The organism is Streptomyces antioxidans, from assembly GCF_000968685.2.
Taxonomy (GTDB): domain Bacteria; phylum Actinomycetota; class Actinomycetes; order Streptomycetales; family Streptomycetaceae; genus Streptomyces; species Streptomyces antioxidans.
This window is the reverse complement of the sequence record NZ_LAKD02000033.1, coordinates 24,280-41,119: the sequence shown is the minus strand read 5'-3', so window position 1 is coordinate 41,119 and position 16,840 is coordinate 24,280. Positions and strand designations below refer to the sequence as shown.

Here is a 16,840-nt window from a genome sequence, read left to right as displayed (position 1 = left end):
TACGAGGGCTCGGCCGTACCGTATACGGGTTCGCTGTGGCCGGGGCGCCGCCGGTAGGCTCTGAAGCTGCCGACAATCTTCCACCGGCCTCCGCCGGACGACTTCTCCGACGACTTCTAAGGACGATCGTGCTCATTGCCGGGTTCCCCGCCGGGGCCTGGGGGACCAACTGCTATCTGGTCGCCCCCGCCGCCGGTGAGGAGTGCGTGATCATCGACCCGGGCCACCAGGCGGCCCAAGGCGTCGCGGAGGCGGTCGCCAAGCACCGGCTCAAGCCCGTCGCCGTCGTCCTCACCCACGGCCACATCGACCATGTCGCCTCGGTCGTCCCGGTTTGCGGCGCGCATGACGTACCGGCGTGGATCCACCCGTCCGACCGCTTCATGATGAGCGACCCGGAGAAGGCGCTCGGGCGCTCCATCGGCATGCCGCTGATGGGTGAACTCACCGTGGGCGAGCCGGACGACGTCAAGGAGCTGGCCGACGGGGCAGAGCTGAAGCTGGCCGGTCTGGAGCTCACCGTCGCGCACGCCCCGGGCCATACCAAGGGGTCGGTGACCTTCCAGATGCCCGAGCAGGCGGACATCCCGTCCGTCTTCTTCTCGGGCGATCTGCTCTTCGCCGGCTCCATCGGACGCACCGATCTGCCCGGCGGCGACCACGCCGAGATCCTTGAGTCACTGGGCCGTGTGGTCCTGCCGCTCGACGACTCGACCGTGGTGCTGTCCGGCCATGGCCCCCAGACCAGCATCGGCCGTGAGCGCGCCACCAACCCGTATCTGCGCGAGGTGGCCGCCGGCCTGGGAGACGGCGCCGAGCGCCCGGCTCCGCGACGAGGAATGTGACGAGAGACTTCCGTTGAGCACCTTCAAGGCCCCCCGGGGCACGTATGACCTGATCCCGCCCGCCTCCGCGACCTACCTCGCGGTGCGCGAGGCGATCGCCGCACCGCTCAAGCGCTCTGGCTACGGCTATATCGAAACCCCCGGTTTCGAGAACGTGGAGCTGTTCGCGCGCGGCGTCGGCGAGTCCACCGACATCGTGACCAAGGAGATGTACACCCTCACCACCAAGGGCGGCGACGAGCTCGCGCTGCGCCCCGAGGGCACCGCCTCGGTGCTGCGCGCCGCCCTGGAGGCCAATCTCCACAAGGCCGGATCGCTGCCGGTCAAGCTCTGGTACTCGGGCTCGTACTACCGCTACGAGCGCCCGCAGAAGGGCCGCTACCGCCACTTCTCGCAGGTCGGCGCGGAGGCGATCGGCGCCGAGGACCCGGCACTTGACGCCGAGCTGATCGTCCTGGCCCACGACGCCTACCGCTCGCTCGGGCTGCGGAACTTCCGCATCCTGCTGAACTCCCTGGGCGACGCCACCTGCCGCCCCGTCTACCGGGCCGCCCTCCAGGACTTCCTGCGCGCCCTGGACCTGGACGAGGACACCCGGCGGCGCGTCGAGATCAACCCGCTGCGGGTGCTGGACGACAAGCGCGAGGCGGTGCGCGCGCAGCTCGCCGACGCCCCGCTGCTGCGCGACTACCTGTGCGAGGGGTGCAAGGCGTACCACGCGGAGGTCCGCGAGCTGATCACCGCGCGGGGCGTGCGCTTCGAGGACGACGTGAGGCTGGTGCGCGGCCTGGACTACTACACCCGCACCACCTTCGAGTTCGTCCACGACGGCCTGGGCTCCCAGTCCGCGGTCGGCGGCGGCGGCCGCTACGACGGGCTGTCCGAGATGATCGGCGGCCCGGCCCTGCCCTCGGTGGGCTGGGCGCTCGGTGTGGACCGTACGGTGCTCGCGCTGGAGGCAGAGGGTGTCGAGCTGGACCTCCCCGCCGCGGTCAGCGTCTTCGCGGTGCCGCTGGGGGAGGAGGCCCGCAAGGTCCTCTTCGGGCTGGTCGGCGAGCTCCGTACGGCGGGCGTCGCCACGGACTTCGCCTATGGCGGCAAGGGCCTCAAAGCCGCCATGAAGGCCGCCAACCGCAGCGGCGCACGCTACGCGATCGTGGCGGGCGAGCGTGACCTCGCGGAGAGCGTGGTCCAGCTGAAGGACATGGACTCCGGCCAGCAGGCGCCGGTGCCGCTGGCCGAGGTGGTCGAGGCGGTCCGCTCGCGCCTCGGCTGAGCGAGACGCCGCCGCAAGGGGCGCGGGGAGGTTCCCGGGCCCCTTGCGCCGCCGTACCGCGGGCCGGGCCCGCGCCCTACAGCAGCCCCAGCCGCATCGCGCTGGTGACCGCCGCGGTGCGGTCGTCCACGCCCAGCTTGCCGAAGGCCCGCAGCAGATGGGTCTTCACCGTCGACTCGCCGATGAAGAGACGGCGGCCGATCTCCGCGTTGGTGCACCCCTCCGCGACCAGCCGCAGTACGGCCGTCTCGCGCTCGGAGAGGCGGGGCCGCTCGGGCCGGTCGCGCAGCTGGTCCATGAGCCGGGCGGCGACCGAAGGGGCCAGCACCGTCTCACCGCGGGCGGCGGAGCGTACGGCCTCGGCCAGTTCGGCGCGGGGCATGTCCTTGAGCAGATAGCCGGCCGCACCAGCCTCCACCGCGCGCAGGATGTCCCCGTCCGTCTCGTACGTGGTCAGCACGATCACCCGGCAGGGCAGCCCGGCGGCGGTCATCCGGGCGATCGACTCCACCCCGTCGCCGTCCGGCATCCGCAGGTCCATCAGCACCACATCGGGCCGCAGTGAGGCACACAGCGCCTCCGCCCGCGGCCCGCTCGCCGCCTCGCCGACGACCGTCAGATCGGGTTCGGCGCCGAGCATGCCGCGCAGCCCCTCCCGCACCACCGGATGGTCGTCCGCGATCAGGATCCGGATCACCGCGCGCTCCTCGTTCGTACCGTCGGCCGGGAGGGATTCCGTCCCGTCGGCCGGGAGGGATGGGGCGACGGGACGGGCGGCCGGACGGGCAGTTCGAGCGCGACCGCCGTGCCCTCGCCCGGGGCGCCGGTCACCTCCGCCGTACCGCCCACCTCGGCCGCCCGTGCGCGCAGCCCGGCCAGGCCGTAGCCCTCGTGCGGGGCGCCCGGGTCGAAGCCGCGGCCGGTGTCCCCGACCCGCAGCCGCAGCGCGTCCTCGCCGTAGCCGAGCGCGATGGCCACCGCCGCGCCCGGCCCCGCGTGCCTGCGGACGTTGGCCAGCGCCTCCTGGCAGCCGCGCAGCGCCACCACCTCCACGGCGGCGGGCAGCGGCCGTACCGCCCCCGCGACCTCTACGCGGGCGGGGGAGCCGGTCTGCTCACCGTGGCGCGCGGCCAGCCGCCGCAGCGCGTCCGGGAGCGAACTGCCGGCCAGGTCGGCCGGGCCCGCCCCGGCGACCAGGGCGCGGGCCTCCGCGAGGTTCTCCCGGGCCGTACGGGCCATGAGGCCCAAGTGGCGGCGGGCCAGCGGCATATCGTGGTCCAGCTCCGATTCCAGTGCCTGAACGAGCATCAGCAGGCTGGTGAAGCCCTGGGCGAGGGTGTCATGGATCTCCCGGGTCAGCCGGTCCCGCTCCGCGAGGGCGCCGTGCGCGGCCGACAGCCGGGCCACCTCCTCGCGGCTGGCGTCCAGTTCGGCGATCAGCCGGGCGCGCTCGGCGCTCTGCTGGAGGATCATGATGATCCAGCTGCCGACGAGCAGGGAGAAGGCCCATGAGACGGCCGCGAAGAGCGAGTTGGAGAACAGGTCCCCGGAATCCGGCCGCTCCACGAGTGCCCAGACCACCACCGGGGCGATGTTGATCACGGTGACGGCGATCAGCGCCCTGCGCATCCGCAGCAGCATGAAGCACTGGGGCGTCAGCGCGAAGATCGCGATCCGGGTCTCGCCGACCAGCGCGGAGGGCACCACGAACAGCAGGAAGAGCCCCACCAGATAGACCACCGCGCGGGGGCTGTCCTCGTCTTCGGTGAGCAGCACCGGCCGCCCGACCAGCACGTACCACGGCGCGGTCGCGGCGAAGACGGCCGCCGCGACCGCGCGCGGTCCGGTCCCGAGGTCCGATCCGCTCAGCACGAACAGGAAGGTGGCCGCGAACACGATCGCGAAATAGGCGTCCCAGCGGCGGTAGGTGCGGTTGTACACGTCGGGATCGCGAGGGCCGGCCGGTTCGCTCAGCCGTCCCGGCGGTTCTTCCAACGGAAGGTCAGCAGACACAGTGCCAATCCTCCGACGCACCAGGCGCCCAGCACCAGGGCGATCCGGCCGTATTCCCATGCGCCCGCCTGCTCCAGCACGGCCGCCGACTCCGGCAGGAACACCCCGCGGAACCCCTGGCACATCCACTTCAGCGGAAACAGGGCGCCCACGGTCAGCATCCAGTCCGGCAGCGTGTCGATCGAGATGAAGACACCGGAGATGAACTGGAGCACCAGGAACGGCAGGACCACCACCGAGGTGGCGCTCTTACCGGAGCGCGGCACACTGCTGATCGCGATGCCCAGCAGCGCACAGCCGGTCAGCCCGAGGGCGAAGACCCAGGCGAAGGTGAACCAGGTGGCCGCGCCCGTGGGCAGCTCGAGATCGAAGCAGGCCGTGCCGACGGCCAGCAGCAGCGCCGTCTCGGCGATCCCGGAGACCAGGACCAGCCACAGCTTGCCGAGGAAGTACGCGGCCGGGGGCATCGGCGTACCGCGCAGCCGCCGCAGCACCTTCTCGTCCCGTTCGAGCGCGATGGAGACGCCCAGCGACTGGAAGCTGGTCGACATCACCCCCGCCGCGATCATCGCCGCGGCGTAGAGCTGGGAGGCGGTCACGCCCGCGCCCCGCACGTCGTCCCGGAAGATCGAGGCGAACAGGGCCAGGAAGACGACGGGGAAGGCGAAGGTGAAGACCACCTGTTCGCGCTGACGGAAGAACTGCCTGAGCTCGAGGGCGCCCCGGTGCAGCCCGAGCGTCCAGGCGCCGGGCAGCCGCGCGGTGTCGGGCCCGTCGGCCCGACGGGCGCCGGAAGGGGTGGTGGTCGTGGTGGTCATCGCGCGGCCTCCCCGGGCTGCTCGTCGAGTTGGCCGGTGAGCCGCAGATAGACGTCCTCCAGGGTGGGGCGGGAGATCCGCAGCCCGGGGATCTCCCCGTCGAAGCGGCGCATCAGCTCCGCGACGGTACGGGTCGGGGTCTCCGTCTCCTCGTGGCGCGCCCCGCCGCCCGTCCCGCTCCAGTGGACCGTCGCCCGGCCGCCGTGCCGCTCGCGCAGCTCGGCGGGCGCCCCCTCGGCCACGACCTTGCCCGTGGCGATGACCGCGAGCCGGTCGGACAGCGCCTCGGCCTCGTCCAGATAGTGGGTGGTGAGCACGATCGTGGTGCCCTCGTCGGCCAGCCGCCGGATCAGCTCCCAGAACCGCCGCCGCGCCGCCGGGTCGAAGCCCGTCGTCGGCTCGTCCAGAAGCAGCAGCTCCGGATCGCCGATCACCCCGAGGGCCACATCCAGCCGGCGCCGCTGCCCGCCCGACAGCGCCTTGATCCGGCTGCCCGCCTTGTCCTGGAGACCGACCAGCCCGACGACCTCCTCCGGGTCGCGCGAGCGCGGGTAGTAGCGGGCGAAATGCCGCACCGTCTCACCGACCGTCAACTCGGCCGGGGCGGATTCATCCTGCCAAACGATGCCGATCCGGGAACGCCACCGCCGTCCCCCGGAGGCGGGGTCCCGGCCCAGCACCGTGACCTCGCCCGCGTCCCGGTTCCGATGGCCCTGGAGGATCTCCACCGTCGTGCTCTTGCCCGCTCCGTTGGGCCCCAGGATGCCGAACACCTCACCCCGCCGGATGCCCAGGTCAACGCCGTCCAGCGCGGTCACCGCGCCGTAGCGCTTGCACAGCCCGCGCACCCGTACCGCTTCATCTGCCATACCCATGAGGCTGACGGTGCCGCGCCGGTCCCCGGGACGACCGGGAAGCCCGTCTTATGTCCTCCGAATGGGGGACAGGGCACCATGGCACGGCCGGGCTGAACGCGACATACGGCGGCAGGGGGTGCGGCACAATGGCCGTGCCCGACGGGGCTGGAGACGGCGGAGAGCGACGGACGGCGAGTATGGCGACGACAGTGATGGACGACGTGGAGTCCGGCGAGGCGCGGGAGGGCGCACGGGCCGGGACGGGGGGCAGTCGTGCCTTCGCCCTGCTGCTCGTGATCACCGGAGCGCTGGGACTGCTGGCCGCCTGGGTCATCACGATCGACAAGAACAAGATCCTCGAGTACAAGGCCGACGGCAAGGTCTTCACGCCCGGCTGCAGCCTCAATCCGGTCGTCTCCTGCGGCAACATCATGGAGAGCGACCAGGCGCAGGCGTTCGGCTTCCCGAACCCGATGCTCGGCCTCGCCGCCTACGCCATCGTGATCTGCGTGGGCATGTCCCTGCTGACCGGGGCGCGCTTCCCGCGCTGGTACTGGCTGACCTTCAACGCGGGCACCCTCTTCGGCGTCGGCTTCGTGACCTGGCTGCAGTACGAGTCGCTGTACGTCATCGGCTCGCTGTGCCTGTGGTGCTGCCTGGCCTGGGCCGCCACCATCGTGATGTTCTGCTACGTCACCGGCCACAACCTCAAGCACGGCTACCTCCCCGCGCCGGACGGGCTGCGGCGCGGGCTCATGGAGTTCCACTGGGTGGTCCCGGTGATGTGGATCGGCGTCATCGGCATGCTGATCCTGACCCGCTGGTGGGACTTCTGGACCGCTTGACTTGGGGCTCGGTTCGCCTGAGGACCCGAGCATCCGGAGTTGAAGGCACCCCGGCGCTGTCAGTGCGGTGTCATAGGCTTTCCGGGTGGAGCCAGACCTGTTCACCGCCGCCGCTGAGGACCGCCAGGAGAAGGACCCGGCCAGCAGTCCGCTGGCCGTGCGGATGCGTCCGCGCACCCTCGACGAGGTCGTGGGCCAGCAGCATCTGCTGCGCCCCGGATCGCCGCTGCGGCGGCTCGTGGGCGAGGGCGGCGGCGGTCCGGCCGGGCCGTCGTCGGTGCTCCTCTGGGGCCCGCCGGGCATCGGCAAGACGACGCTGGCGTATGTGGTCAGCCAGGCCACCCAGAAGCGCTTCGTGGAGCTGTCGGCCATCACCGCGGGGGTCAAGGAGGTCCGGGCCGTCATCGACGGCGCACGCCGCTCCTCCGGGGCGTACGGGCGGGACACCGTGCTCTTCCTGGACGAGATCCACCGCTTCAGCAAGGCCCAGCAGGACTCGCTGCTGCCCGCCGTGGAGAACCGCTGGGTGACGCTGATCGCGGCCACCACCGAGAATCCGTACTTCTCCGTGATCTCCCCGCTGCTCTCCCGCTCGCTGCTGCTCACCCTGGAGCCGCTGACCGACGACGATCTGCGCGGGCTGCTGCGGCGCGCGCTCACCGACGAGCGCGGGCTCGGCGGGGCGGTCACCCTCCCCGAGGACGCCGAGGCGCATCTGCTGCGGATAGCGGGCGGCGACGCCCGGCGGGCGCTCACCGCGCTGGAGGCGGGTGCCGGGGCGGCCCTGGACAAGGGCGAGCCCGAGGTCACGCTCACCTCGCTGGAGGAGGCGGTCGACCGGGCCGCGGTGAAGTACGACCGCGCCGGGGACCAGCACTACGACGTGGCCAGCGCCCTCATCAAGTCCATCCGCGGCTCGGACGTGGACGCGGCGCTGCACTATCTGGCGCGGATGATCGAGGCGGGGGAGGACCCGCGGTTCATCGCCCGCCGGTTGATGATCTCCGCAAGTGAGGACATCGGCCTGGCCGACCCCACCGCCCTGTCCACCGCCGTGGCGGCGGCGCAGGCGGTCGCCCTGATCGGCTTCCCGGAGGCCGCGCTCACCCTGAGCCACGCCACCATCGCCCTGGCGCTCGCGCCCAAGTCCAACGCCGCCACGACCGCGATCGGCGCGGCGCTCGCCGATGTGCGGGCGGGCCTGGCCGGGCCGGTGCCGCCGCATCTGCGCGACGGCCACTACCAGGGCGCCAAGAAGCTCGGCCACGCACAGGGCTATCTCTATCCGCACGACCTGCCGGGCGGCATCGCGGCGCAGCAGTACGCCCCGGACAAGATCCACGGGAAGCGGTACTACGAGCCCACGCGGTACGGGGCCGAGGCGCGGTACGCGGATGTGGTGGAGCGGGTGCGGGCGCGGCTGCGCGGCGACCCGCCGCCGCCCGCCGACGGCCCTGCCGCCCCCTCGTCGTAGCCCCCCGCCGACGGCCCGGTCCGCGGATGCCCTCAGTCCGCCGCCGCGTCGAACAGGGCGTGCATCGCGTACCGCAGCTCGGACACGTTCCGCACCGGCTCGGGAAAGTCGAAGCGCGCGTCGAACGGCCGGTCCGCCTCGTCCGTGAAGCGCACCCGCAGACCGAAGCGGTCCAGCGCCACCGGGGTGGCCGCGCCCCGGGTGCAGACGAGTCCCGAGCGGTCGCCGAGCAGCGCGCACAGCCCGCGCACCTGCTCGCTGTGGGCGGCGTGCAGATGCTGGAGCAGATCGGCCTCATGGCGGATGAGCGGATCCGGGTCGGCGGTCGTGAAGTCGTCAGGCTCGACGCCCTCCTCGCCCCACAGGTCGTCCACCCGCGCCTCGCCGACCTCCAGCCGCAGCAGCGCCCAGGCGGCTCTTCCGGCGGGCCCCACCCCGGTGGCCGGTCCACCGCGCCGCGGTGGCCGCGGCACCTGGTCGAGGCCGAGCAGCTCGCCCACCGGATGCCGCTCGGCCAGCAGCGCCGCCGCGGTGCGCGTGCGCTCACCGCAGGGGACGGGGGTGAGCCAGCCCGCCACCCAGGCCCGGCCGCGGATCCGGTGGGGCATCGCGACGGGGGCGACGTCGGTGATCTCCATCACGCAGGTGAGCTCGTCGTCCTGGGCGTGGGCGGCGGCGCGGGCGGCGGGGGAGGCGGCGGGCACCAGCAACAGCACGTCCCCGTCCGGGGCGACCGTACGGGCGGTGGGACCGTCGGCCCCCAGGTCGTCCAGGGCCTCGATTCCGGGAATCGTCAACGAAGCCGTAGCCTTGGATTCAACGAGAGTACGTACGCGCTCTGCCGGTGTGGGCCGCAGGGTGCTTTCCATGGGACGCGGCTGACCCTCCTCGGGGCTCTGACCAGTTCTGGGCAGGGGGATCCCAGGTCGAAACATGCGTTCTCCTCGGCTAAGGTAAGGCTCACCTAACTTACATGGAGGTTCGTTCCCCGTGAACCAGTCGCGTCCCAAGGTCAAGAAGTCGCGGGCGCTCGGCATCGCTCTGACCCCGAAGGCCGTCAAGTACTTCGAGGCCCGCCCCTACCCGCCGGGGGAGCATGGCCGTGGCCGCAAGCAGACCAGTGACTACAAGGTCCGGCTGCTGGAGAAGCAGCGGCTGCGCGCCCAGTACGACATCAGCGAGCGCCAGATGGTCCGTGCCTACGACCGCGCCCGGAAGGCCGAGGGCAAGACGGGCGAGGCCCTGGTCGTCGAGCTCGAGCGCCGTCTGGACGCGCTCGTCCTGCGGTCCGGCATCGCCCGCACCATCTACCAGGCCCGCCAGATGGTCACCCACGGCCACATCGAGGTCAACGGCCGTAAGGTCGACAAGCCGTCCTTCCGGGTCCGCCCGGACGACGTGGTGATGGTCCGCGAGCGCAGCCGCGAGAAGGTCCCCTTCCAGGTGGCGCGCGAGGGTGGTTACGCCCCCGACGGCGAGACCCCGCGCTACCTCCAGGTCAACCTGAAGGCGCTCGCCTTCCGCCTGGACCGGGACCCCAACCGCAAGGAGATCCCGGTGATCTGCGACGAGCAGCTCGTCGTCGAGTACTACGCCCGCTGATCCGGCGGCGCGGACCGTACGCACCCAAGCCCGCGGGTTCCCCCTCGACACCGGTCGACGGGGAACCCGCGGGCTTCTTGGATGGCGGGCCCGGACCGGCCGGTGGCGGCTCCTGACCGGGCGCCCGGCGCCCGTTATCCGTTTCGGGTGCGCGTCCGCGGCGCGATAAGGTCGATACCTGCCGCCCGCACCCGGATACCGCCCGAGAGCGGCGGGCGGCGGACGACGCCGAACGACGCGTCATCACGACACGTCAGCGCGCCGAGCACGACCAACACGACACAACGACGACGAGCGGCGACAGGGAGCGGTGCGACGTGTCCGGTGGAGAGGTGGCCGGGATCCTCGTGGCCGTCTTCTGGGCGATCCTGGTGTCCTTCCTGGCGCTGGCGCTGGTGAGGCTGGCCCAGACGCTCAAGGCGGCCACCCGGCTGGTGGCGGAGGTCACCGACCAGGCGGTGCCGCTGCTGAGCGAGGCGTCCGCGACCGTGCGCGAGGCCAACAGCCAGCTCGCCCGGGTGGACTCGATCGCCTCCGACGTCCAGGAGGTCACCTCCAACGCCTCCGCGCTCTCCTCGACCGTCTCCACCGCCTTCGGCGGACCGCTGGTCAAGGTGGCCGCGTTCGGCTACGGCGTCCGGCGGGCGATCGGCCGCAAGGGGCGGGCGGAGGACGAGCCCGCGCCCGCGCGCTCCGTCGTCATCGGCAAGACCCTGCCGTCCGCCCGCCGGGGCGGCCGCCGCAACCGTGGATCGAAGGGCTGACAGACCGGATGTTCCGCCGCACATTCTGGTTCACCACCGGCGTCGCCGCCGGGGTGTGGGCCACCACCAAGGTCAACCGCAAGCTCAACCAGCTCACCCCGGAGAGCCTGGCGGCGCGGGCCGCCGACCGCGCGGTGCTGGCGGGCCGGCGGATCAGGGTCTTCGCCCTCGACGTACGGGACGGCATGGCCGACCGCGAGGCCGCGCTCAAGGACGCGCTCGGGCTCTCCGCGCCACCGCCGGACGACGACCGCAGGCGGCTCCCGGCCCAGCGGAGCCGGACCGAGCTGTCCAGCACCACCCCCTACAAGCTCCACAAAGCCGGAAATGAGGACCACTGATGGAGTCGGCTGAAATCCGCCGCCGCTGGCTGCGCTTCTTCGAGGAGCGCGGGCACACCGTCGTGCCGTCGGCGTCGCTCATCGCGGACGACCCGACGCTGCTGCTGGTCCCCGCGGGCATGGTGCCCTTCAAGCCGTACTTCCTCGGCGAGGTCAAGCCGCCCTTCGACCGCGCCGTCAGCGTGCAGAAGTGCGTACGCACCCCGGACATCGAAGAGGTCGGCAAGACCACCCGCCACGGCACCTTCTTCCAGATGTGCGGGAACTTCTCGTTCGGCGACTACTTCAAGGAAGGCGCCATCACCTACGCCTGGGAGCTGCTGACCAGCTCCCAGGAGGAGGGTGGCTACGGGCTCGACCCCGAGCGGCTGTGGATCACCGTCTACGAGCAGGACGACGAGGCCGAGCGCATCTGGCGCGAGGTGATCGGCGTCCCCTCGACACGCATCCAGCGCCTGGGCATGGGCCCCAACTACTGGTCCATGGGCGTCCCCGGCCCCTGCGGCCCCTGCTCCGAGATCAACTACGACCGTGGTCCGGAGTTCGGCGAGGAGGGCGGCCCGGCCGTCAACGACGAGCGCTACGTGGAGATCTGGAACCTGGTCTTCATGCAGTACGAGCGGGGGCCGGGCGAGGGCAAGGAGAACTTCCCGATCCTCGGCGAGCTCCCCAGCAAGAACATCGACACCGGTCTCGGCCTCGAGCGCCTGGCGATGATCCTGCAGGGCGTGCGGAACATGTACGAGACCGACACCCTGCGCGTCGTCATGGACAAGGCCACCGAGCTGACCGGGGTCTCCTACGGCGCCGCCCATGACAGCGACGTCTCGCTGCGCGTGGTCGCCGACCACATGCGCACCTCCGTCATGCTCATCGGCGACGGTGTCACCCCCGGCAACGAGGGCCGCGGCTATGTGCTGCGCCGCATCATGCGCCGCGCCATCCGCAATATGCGCATCCTCGGCGCCACCGAGCCGGTCGTCGGCGAGCTGGTCGACGTCGTCCTGAAGACGATGGGCCAGCAGTACCCGGAGCTGCTGACCGACCGCAAGCGCATCGAGACGGTCGCCCTCGCCGAGGAGTCGGCCTTCCTCAAGACGCTCAAGGCCGGCACCAACATCCTCGACACCGCCGTCACCGACACCAAGACCGCCGGCGGCAGCGTGCTCCCCGGCGACAAGGCGTTCCTGCTCCATGACACCTGGGGCTTCCCGATCGACCTCACCCTCGAGATGGCCGCGGAGCAGGGCCTCTCGGTGGACGAGGAGGGCTTCCGCCGCCTGATGAAGGAGCAGCGGGAGCGCGCCAAGGCCGACGCCAAGGCCAAGAAGACGGGCCACGCCGACCTGTCCGCCTACCGCGAGGTGGCCGACAGCTCCGGCCGGACCGAATTCACCGGCTACACCCACACCGAGGGCGAGTCCACCGTCGTCGGCCTGCTGGTCGACGGGGTGTCCTCGCCCGCCGCCACCGAGGGCGACGAGGTCGAGGTCGTCCTGGACCGCACCCCCTTCTACGCCGAGGGCGGCGGCCAGCTCGCCGACACCGGCCGGATCAAGCTGGACACCGGCGCCGTGGTGGAGGTCAGGGACGTCCAGCAGCCGGTGCCCGGGGTCAGCGTGCACAAGGGCGTCGTCCAGGTCGGCGAGGTGACGGTCGGCGCCGGGGCCCACGCCCGGATCGACCTCAAGCGCCGCCGGGCCATCGCCCGCGCCCACAGCGCCACCCACCTCACCCACCAGGCGCTGCGCGACGCCCTGGGCCCGACCGCCGCCCAGGCCGGTTCGGAGAACTCGCCCGGCCGCTTCCGCTTCGACTTCGGCTCGCCGACCGCCGTGCCCGGCGCGGTCCTCACGGACGTCGAGCAGAAGATCAACGAGGTGCTTTCGCGTGAACTCGACGTCACCGCCGAGGTGATGAGCATGGACGACGCCAAGAAGCAGGGCGCCATCGCCGAGTTCGGCGAGAAGTACGGTGACCGGGTGCGCGTGGTGACCATCGGTGACTTCTCCAAGGAGCTGTGCGGCGGCACCCATGTGCACAACACCGCCCAGCTGGGCCTGGTGAAGCTGCTCGGCGAGTCCTCCATCGGCTCCGGGGTGCGCCGGGTCGAGGCCCTGGTGGGCGTGGACGCCTATAACTTCCTGGCCCGGGAGCACACGGTCGTCTCCCAGCTCACCGACCTGGTCAAGGGCCGCCCCGAGGAGCTTCCCGAGAAGATCTCCGGGATGCTGGGCAAGCTCAAGGAGGCCGAGAAGGAGATCGAGCGGTTCCGCGCCGAGAAGGTGCTGCAGGCCGCTGCCGGTCTCGCCCAGGGCGCCAAGGACGTCCGGGGCGTGGCCCTGGCCGCCGCCAGGGTGCCGGACTCCACCTCCGCCGACGATCTGCGCAAGCTGGTCCTGGACGTACGCGGCAGGATCCCGGGCGACCGCCCGGCCGTCGTCGCCCTCTTCACCGTCGCGAACGGCCGTCCGCTGACCGTCATCGCCACCAACGAGGCCGCGCGTGAGCGCGGGCTCAAGGCCGGTGACCTGGTCCGCACCGCCGCCAAGACGCTCGGTGGCGGAGGCGGTGGCAAGCCGGACGTGGCCCAGGGCGGCGGCCAGAACCCGGAGGCCGTCGGCGAGGCCATCGAGGCCGTCGAGCGGCTTGTCGCGGAATCGGACCGGTAGCCGTGCGACGCGGCAGGCGGATCGCCGTCGACGTCGGGGACGCCCGGATCGGGGTCGCCTCGTGCGACCCCGACGGGATCCTCGCCACCCCCGTGGAGACCGTGCCGGGACGCGATGTCCCGGCCGCCCACAAGCGGCTGGTGGCGATCGTCGAGGAGTACGAACCGATCGAGGTGGTGGTCGGTCTGCCGCGCTCGCTCAACGGGCGCGAGGGGCCGGCCGCGGCCAAAGTGCGCACCTTCGCACGGGAGTTGGCGCGGCGGGTCGCCCCGGTGCCGGTACGGCTCGTCGACGAGCGTATGACCACTGTCACAGCGTCCCAGGGGCTGCGCGCCTCCGGGAGGACGGCCAAGAAGGGCCGTTCGGTCGTTGACCAGGCAGCGGCCGTGGTGATCCTGCAGAGCGCGCTGGAGACCGAGCGGGTCTCGGGGAGGGCTCCGGGGGAAGCCGTCGAAGTGGTCATCTGATCGCGATACGGTAACGTTCCGCGCGGCATGGCCGCCGCCGCCCGTGCCATGACCACGCCGAGCGGTGACCACCTCCGTCGCTAGGGGATCGATGACTGAGTACGGCCGGGGACCCGGCTCCCAACCGTGGCACCCCGAGGATCCGTTGTACGGGGACCAAGAGTGGAGCGGGCAGCGCACGGCGCCCGGCCAGGATCCCTACACCCAGGATCCGTACGCCCAGCAGGACCCCTTCGCCCAGCAGGACCCGTACGGACAGCGGGACACCTACGCGCAGGATCCTTACGCCCAGGGCGCCTACGCCCAGGCCCCTTACGGCCAGGGCGGCTACGGCCAGGGTCAGGGCCCGTACGGCCAGGACCCTTACGGGCACCAGCAGTATCCGCACGGCTATCCGCAGGACCTCCAGCAGCACCAGCAGCCCCAGTGGGACGGCCAGGACCCCGGCTACCCGCACCAGCGGCACCCGCAGGAGTACGCCGGCCAGGGCGGCCCCTACCCGGCCCAGGACGGCACGTACGGCGGGATGGACCCGCAGGACCCCTACGGCGGCCAGGGCGCCTCCTACCCGGGCCAGGATCCCTACCCGGGCCAGGACCCCTACCAGGGACAACAGGGCACCCAGCAGATGCCCACGGTGCCCGCCGCGCACCAGGTGCCGCGCCAGCGCGCGGCCCCCGAGGAGCCGCCCCTCCGGGCGGACGAGGAGGACGACCACCCGTTCTTCACCGGTGGCGGCCGGGACGACCTCGACGACGCGGATGACACGGACGATGACGGCGAGGACGGCGGGCGCTCCGCCAAGAAGGGCAAGCCCAAGAAGCGCCGCAGCGGCGTGGCCTGCCTCTTCGTGACGGTCGTCATAGTGGGCGTCGTCGGCGGAGGAGGCTACTACGCCTACGACTTCTGGCAGACCCGCTTCGGCCCCGCGCCCGACTACTCCGGCGGTGGCAGCGGCCGGATCGAGGTGGAGGTTCCCTCCGGCTCCGGCAACGCCGAGATCGGCTCGATCCTCGCCGACAAGGGCGTGGTCAAGAGCAGCGGCGCCTTCGTCGATGCGGTGGAGGACAGCGGCAAGTTCGTCCAGCCGGGCACCTACACCCTGCGCAAGGAGATGTCCGGCGCTGCGGCGGTCAAGCTGATGCTCGACCCCAGCAGCAGCAATGCCCTGATCGTCACCGAGGGCATGCGCGACGCCACGATCTACGCGGCGATCGACAAGAAGATCGGCCTCAAGGCGGGGACCACCGCGGGCGTCGCCAAGAAGGAGGCCAAGAAGCTCGGGCTGCCCTCCTGGGCCGACGACAACAGCAAGATCAAGGACCCGCTGGAAGGTTTCCTCTACCCGTCCCGCTACAGCGTGGGCGAGGGCGCCAAACCCGCGGACGTGCTGCGGAAGATGGTCGCCGAGGCCAATCGGAATTACTCGGCTCTGGACCTGGAGGGCAAGGCCAAGGAATTGGGCCTGAAGTCCCCGCTCCAGCTGATCAGCGTGGCCAGCCTGGTCCAGGCGGAGGGCGTCACCCACGACGACTTCCGGAAGATGGCCGAGGTCGTCTACAACCGGCTCAAGCCCGGGAACCCGGAGACCTACGGCAAGGTGGAATTCGACTCCACGTACAACTACATCAAGAACCAGAGCAAGATCGATATCCCGATCAGCGAGATCAAGCAGTACGACAACCCGTACAACACGTACTTCTACAAGGGACTTCCGCCCGGTCCGATCGGAAATCCGGGACATGACGCGCTGAAGGCGGCGATGAACCCGACCAGCGACGGCTGGTATTACTTCATCTCGCTCGACGGCAATACGAGCCAGTTCTCCAAGACCTACGCGGAACACCGGAAGTGGGTCGAAAAGTTCAATAAGCAGCGCTCGAACAACGGCTAGCGCACGAACAACGGCTGAGGAATGATGTCGGAAAACCGCAGGGCAGCGGTGCTCGGTTCGCCGATCGCCCACTCCCTGTCACCGGTGCTGCACCGCGCCGCCTACCGCGAACTGGGCCTGACCGGCTGGACGTACGGCCGCTTCGAGGTGAACGAGACCGGGCTGCCGGACTTCTTCAAGCACCTCGGCGAGGACGCGGGACCGGCCTGGGCCGGGCTCTCCCTGACCATGCCGCTCAAGCGCGCCGTCATCCCGCTGCTGGACGAGATCAGTGACACGGCGGCCTCGGTGGAGGCCGTCAACACGGTGGTCTTCGGCGACGACGGCCGCAGGCGCGGCGACAACACCGACATCCCCGGCATGCTGGCGGCACTGCGGGAGCGCGGCGTCGGGCGCGTGGAGCGCGCCGCCGTGCTGGGCGCGGGCGCCACTGCCTCCTCCGCGCTGGCCGCGCTCTCCCGGATCTGCGACGGCGAGGTCACCGCGTACGTCCGCAGCCAGGCCCGCGCCGCAGAGATGCGGCAGTGGGGCGAGCGGCTGGGCGTCGCGGTGCGCACCGCGGACTGGGGCGACGCGGCCGGGGCGCTGGGTGCGCCGCTGGTGATCGCCACCACCCCCGCGGGCACCACCGACGCCCTCGCCGCGGCCGTACCGGACCGCCCCGGCGCGCTCTTCGACGTGCTCTACGAGCCCTGGCCCACCCCGCTGGCCGCCGCCTGGGCGGCGCGCGGCGGCTCGGTGGTCGGCGGCCTGGACCTCCTGGTGCACCAGGCGGTGCTCCAGGTCGAGCAGATGACGGGCCGCGCACCCGCGCCGCTGGCCGCGATGCGCGAGGCGCTGGCGGCCCACTGACGCGAGGCGCTGGCGGCCCACTGACGCGAGGCGCTGGCAGCCCACTGCGCCGCCCACGGCCCCCATCGGCCCGGTCCCGCCCGGCCCGGCCGCTCCCCGGGGCGCCGCGAACGTCCACCT

General features: G+C 71.7%; 16 protein-coding genes. 11 read left to right on the top strand and 5 right to left on the bottom strand.

Translation table 11 applies throughout. The features are described from left to right. Positions 1 to 128: 128 nt before the first annotated feature. Positions 129 to 845, top strand: a complete 717-nt coding sequence (locus VT50_RS14385; protein WP_046087704.1) for an MBL fold metallo-hydrolase — start codon at positions 129 to 131, stop codon at positions 843 to 845. Between the two features lie 13 nt (positions 846 to 858). Next, a complete protein-coding gene (gene hisS / locus VT50_RS14380; RefSeq protein ID WP_046087705.1) occupies positions 859 to 2,121 on the top strand; it encodes a histidine--tRNA ligase in 1,263 nt (420 codons plus the stop codon). Positions 2,122 to 2,197: 76 nt separating this feature from the next. Here hisS and VT50_RS14375 read toward each other — a convergent pair whose 3' ends face one another. Genes VT50_RS14375 through VT50_RS14360 form a run of 4 tightly spaced genes read right to left on the bottom strand, consistent with a single transcriptional unit; the run spans position 2,198 to position 5,821 of the window. After that, on the bottom strand, positions 2,198 to 2,818 hold the full coding sequence (locus tag VT50_RS14375; protein WP_046087706.1) for a response regulator: 621 nt from the start codon (positions 2,816 to 2,818) through the stop codon (positions 2,198 to 2,200). After that, positions 2,815 to 4,134 (bottom strand): sensor histidine kinase, encoded by a 1,320-nt coding sequence (locus VT50_RS14370; protein WP_046087707.1) that lies wholly within the window; start codon positions 4,132 to 4,134, stop codon positions 2,815 to 2,817. Before VT50_RS14370 ends, VT50_RS14375 begins: the two co-directional genes overlap by 4 nt. Further along, positions 4,092 to 4,952, bottom strand: coding sequence for an ABC transporter permease (locus VT50_RS14365; RefSeq protein WP_046087708.1), 861 nt, complete (start codon positions 4,950 to 4,952; stop codon positions 4,092 to 4,094). Before VT50_RS14365 ends, VT50_RS14370 begins: the two co-directional genes overlap by 43 nt. Next, on the bottom strand, positions 4,949 to 5,821 hold the full coding sequence (locus tag VT50_RS14360) for an ABC transporter ATP-binding protein (protein WP_046087709.1): 873 nt from the start codon (positions 5,819 to 5,821) through the stop codon (positions 4,949 to 4,951). Before VT50_RS14360 ends, VT50_RS14365 begins: the two co-directional genes overlap by 4 nt. A gap of 200 nt (positions 5,822 to 6,021) precedes the next feature. Between VT50_RS14360 and VT50_RS14355 the strand changes: the two genes are divergently transcribed. Both VT50_RS14355 and VT50_RS14350 read left to right on the top strand, forming a co-directional pair. Next, entirely contained in the window at positions 6,022 to 6,654 is a 633-nt protein-coding gene (locus VT50_RS14355; protein ID WP_046087710.1) for a vitamin K epoxide reductase family protein, read from the top strand. An 85-nt stretch (positions 6,655 to 6,739) separates the two neighbouring features. Then, complete coding sequence (locus VT50_RS14350; RefSeq protein WP_046087711.1) at positions 6,740 to 8,128, top strand: replication-associated recombination protein A; 1,389 nt, start codon at positions 6,740 to 6,742, stop codon at positions 8,126 to 8,128. A gap of 32 nt (positions 8,129 to 8,160) precedes the next feature. Here the strand turns inward: VT50_RS14350 and VT50_RS14345 are convergent, their stop codons facing one another. Then, on the bottom strand, positions 8,161 to 8,925 hold the full coding sequence (locus tag VT50_RS14345; RefSeq protein WP_046087712.1) for a DUF2470 domain-containing protein: 765 nt from the start codon (positions 8,923 to 8,925) through the stop codon (positions 8,161 to 8,163). Positions 8,926 to 9,118: 193 nt separating this feature from the next. Here VT50_RS14345 and rpsD point away from each other — a divergent pair, with 193 nt between their 5' ends. The 7 genes from rpsD to VT50_RS14310 all read left to right on the top strand — a co-directional run bounded on the left by rpsD (position 9,119) and on the right by VT50_RS14310 (position 16,720). Then, complete coding sequence (gene rpsD / locus VT50_RS14340) at positions 9,119 to 9,730, top strand: 30S ribosomal protein S4 (protein ID WP_046087713.1); 612 nt, start codon at positions 9,119 to 9,121, stop codon at positions 9,728 to 9,730. A 317-nt stretch (positions 9,731 to 10,047) separates the two neighbouring features. Further along, the gene (locus VT50_RS14335; protein ID WP_046087714.1) at positions 10,048 to 10,494 is read left to right on the top strand and encodes a DUF948 domain-containing protein; all 447 of its coding nucleotides are present in this window, start codon (positions 10,048 to 10,050) and stop codon (positions 10,492 to 10,494) included. Positions 10,495 to 10,502: 8 nt separating this feature from the next. After that, positions 10,503 to 10,835: a DUF6167 family protein gene (locus tag VT50_RS14330; RefSeq protein ID WP_046087715.1), complete on the top strand. Its 333-nt coding sequence runs from the start codon at positions 10,503 to 10,505 to the stop codon at positions 10,833 to 10,835. Then, positions 10,835 to 13,507, top strand: coding sequence for an alanine--tRNA ligase (gene alaS, locus VT50_RS14325; protein WP_046087716.1), 2,673 nt, complete (start codon positions 10,835 to 10,837; stop codon positions 13,505 to 13,507). Before VT50_RS14330 ends, alaS begins: the two co-directional genes overlap by 1 nt. Positions 13,508 to 13,509: 2 nt before the next feature. After that, positions 13,510 to 13,974, top strand: coding sequence for a Holliday junction resolvase RuvX (gene ruvX / locus VT50_RS14320; protein ID WP_046087717.1), 465 nt, complete (start codon positions 13,510 to 13,512; stop codon positions 13,972 to 13,974). 91 nt (positions 13,975 to 14,065) lie between these two features. Then, a complete protein-coding gene (gene mltG, locus VT50_RS14315) occupies positions 14,066 to 15,868 on the top strand; it encodes an endolytic transglycosylase MltG (RefSeq protein WP_046087718.1) in 1,803 nt (600 codons plus the stop codon). A 24-nt stretch (positions 15,869 to 15,892) separates the two neighbouring features. Further along, entirely contained in the window at positions 15,893 to 16,720 is an 828-nt protein-coding gene (locus tag VT50_RS14310) for a shikimate dehydrogenase (protein WP_075200421.1), read from the top strand. The last annotated feature ends 120 nt before the right edge of the window (positions 16,721 to 16,840 follow it).